Origin of the sequence: Methanobrevibacter sp., from assembly GCF_045541095.1 — an archaeon.
Classification (GTDB): domain Archaea; phylum Methanobacteriota; class Methanobacteria; order Methanobacteriales; family Methanobacteriaceae; genus Methanocatella.
Genome location: NZ_JAZQIJ010000261.1, coordinates 1 through 2,098 on the forward strand (window position 1 = coordinate 1; position 2,098 = coordinate 2,098).

Genomic DNA, 2,098 nt, shown 5'->3' on the forward strand with positions numbered 1-2,098 from the left:
AGAAGTGAGCACTTACATTCGAAAAACTTTATATAAAGGCTTATTTATATAATTAACTAACGAAATAAATTTAATTTATGAAATTAAACACTTGCATTTTAAAATGTTGAAAAAATAGAAAAATTAGGGAGGCCTGAAAATGACATCCAAAAGGAAAATACTTGCAATACTTGCATTTATCTGCTTAATTCTTCCTGCATCGGCCGTGAGTGCATCAGACAATGATGACGATACTGACTTAAGTATATCAGATATCGAGACCCACGACCTAAACATCATCTCGGATGATGACGAAAGCGAATCATCAAAGACCACTATCACATGCAATGATGCGGAAAACAAGAGTGATGAAGATGCAACAATCATTTCTAGAAATCCAATATTGGCATTAATGGAAATTGGTGCTCTCGGCGGGTCAACTACAATGACCAGAAAATAGACCTGAAAAGTCTTAAAATAATATTGAAGCATGATTAATTTCATGCTTCTTTTTTTATATTCTTTTACAATTTCAATACAAAATTAAAAAAAGTTTTTAGCAGTTTTTGCCTGCTTCAAACACTTCCTCCAACAAATGCTTTTGGGATTTTGCATTTCCCAAAGCTTTAAAAACTTTCCTGATTTTTGGATTAATTGAAAACTTGATAAAGCTTTCAAGACCAGTTATCGCATCACCGCAATCACTTCCTGCAGCCAGAATGATGTAGTAATCCTTGCTGTCAAGGTGGCGGAATATAGGATAACATCTGTCGAAAAACATCTTCAGGGTCCCGCACATCTCAAAGTAATACACAGGAGTTGCATAGACTATTACATCTGCATCCATCATATCATCAAGAATTTCTGCAATTCCGTCATCCTGAAAACACTTCATCTCAGGAGTCTTGCATTTGTAGCAGGCCTTGCATGATGAAAATTCAATGTCTTCCAAGAAGTATTTTACAGCATCGTTTCCTCCATCAATCGCTCCTTTTACAAACTCATCACATAATGTATCTGAGTTTTGACCTTTCCTCGGGGAGGAACTTATAAGGACTACCTTTTTACTCATTTTCAATCCATTCTTTAGCTTTTGAAACATCACCCATGAATCTCATACCTTTTGCAAAGTCAAGTTCAGGGTATGTGTTCTGAAGATCAGTTACGCATTTGTCGATTCCGGATCCTCCGGAAGTGCAGAATGCTTTGATGGTTTTACCTGTTAAATCAACACTTTCTATGAATGTGTTAATGATTGTCGGTGCAGTATACCACCATACCGGAAAACCTATTACTACTGTGTCATATTCTGAAACATCACATGTTTCTTTTATTGGAGGTCTGAATGATTTGTCATTCATTTCAATTGTTGATCTTGAATTCTTATCCATATAATCGAGGTCTGCTGCAGTATAAGCTTCAACAGGTTCGATTTCGAAAATATCATATCCGTTTTCACTAGCGATTTTTTCTGCAATACTTTTTGTAACTCCACTAGCGGAGAAATAAGTTACTAAAACATTACTCATCATATCACCTAAGTATAATTAGAATTTAATATTATTTAATTGTTTACATTCGCAACAATTATAATTCTTGAAATGGGCAATTGGTGAAATCTTAAAATTGAACCACCCCACCCTAAGAGGGTGGGGATTCCTGAATTTTTTTCACTTAATAAGTTAATTAAGTATTTTTCAGGCTATCCCCGTTGAACCAGCGGTTTAATATATTAATTGCGGCATTTACGTCTCTATCGAGTATTTTTCCGCATTTAGGGCATTTCCAGTTGCGTGTTTTGACTTCTAACTCTTTGTTTATGTGTCCGCAGTGATGGCATGTTCTGCTTGTATTGTGGCTTTTTGTGAACTGTACGCCGTTTGCTTTGGGTTTGTAGAGTTGGAATTTGTCTTTTAGTCTTTTTATGAATCTCGATAGAGGAAATATCATGTTTTGTTCGCCTCCGATTAAAATCTTGATATTGGCGTAGTTTTCTTCAAAGATTATAGTGTCGTATTTTTTGACTAATTGATAAGATAATCTTTCTATATAGTCGTTTAATTGGTTTGTTCTTTTGTTGTACCATTTTTGTAGTCTTTTTTGTAGTTTTTTCCATTTT

The 2,098-nt window shown here is 34.8% G+C and carries 4 protein-coding genes; 1 reads left to right on the plus strand and 3 read right to left on the minus strand.

Features of this window, described 5'->3' with window-relative positions; translation table 11 throughout:
- The first annotated feature begins 139 nt into the window (after positions 1-139).
- Entirely contained in the window at positions 140-439 is a 300-nt protein-coding gene (locus ACKI2P_RS11285; protein ID WP_407377635.1) for a hypothetical protein, read from the plus strand.
- Positions 440-535: 96 nt separating this feature from the next.
- Here the strand turns inward: ACKI2P_RS11285 and ACKI2P_RS11290 are convergent, their stop codons facing one another.
- The 3 genes from ACKI2P_RS11290 to ACKI2P_RS11300 form a co-directional block, all read right to left on the minus strand.
- Complete coding sequence (locus ACKI2P_RS11290; protein ID WP_407377637.1) at positions 536-1,051, minus strand: flavodoxin family protein; 516 nt, start codon at positions 1,049-1,051, stop codon at positions 536-538.
- Positions 1,044-1,508: a flavodoxin gene (locus tag ACKI2P_RS11295; RefSeq protein ID WP_407377638.1), complete on the minus strand. Its 465-nt coding sequence runs from the start codon at positions 1,506-1,508 to the stop codon at positions 1,044-1,046. Before ACKI2P_RS11295 ends, ACKI2P_RS11290 begins: the two co-directional genes overlap by 8 nt.
- A gap of 157 nt (positions 1,509-1,665) precedes the next feature.
- Positions 1,666-2,098: zinc ribbon domain-containing protein (locus ACKI2P_RS11300; protein ID WP_407377639.1), on the minus strand; the 433-nt coding region annotated here is incomplete at its 5' end.

Excerpts from the sequence above, each read along its gene's own strand:
- ACKI2P_RS11285 (WP_407377635.1), top strand. The coding sequence starts at position 140 with ATGACATCCAAAAGGAAAATACTTGCAATACTTGCATTTATCTGCTTA.
- ACKI2P_RS11290 (WP_407377637.1), bottom strand. The coding sequence starts at position 1,051 with ATGAGTAAAAAGGTAGTCCTTATAAGTTCCTCCCCGAGGAAAGGTCAA.
- ACKI2P_RS11295 (WP_407377638.1), bottom strand. The coding sequence starts at position 1,508 with ATGAGTAATGTTTTAGTAACTTATTTCTCCGCTAGTGGAGTTACAAAA.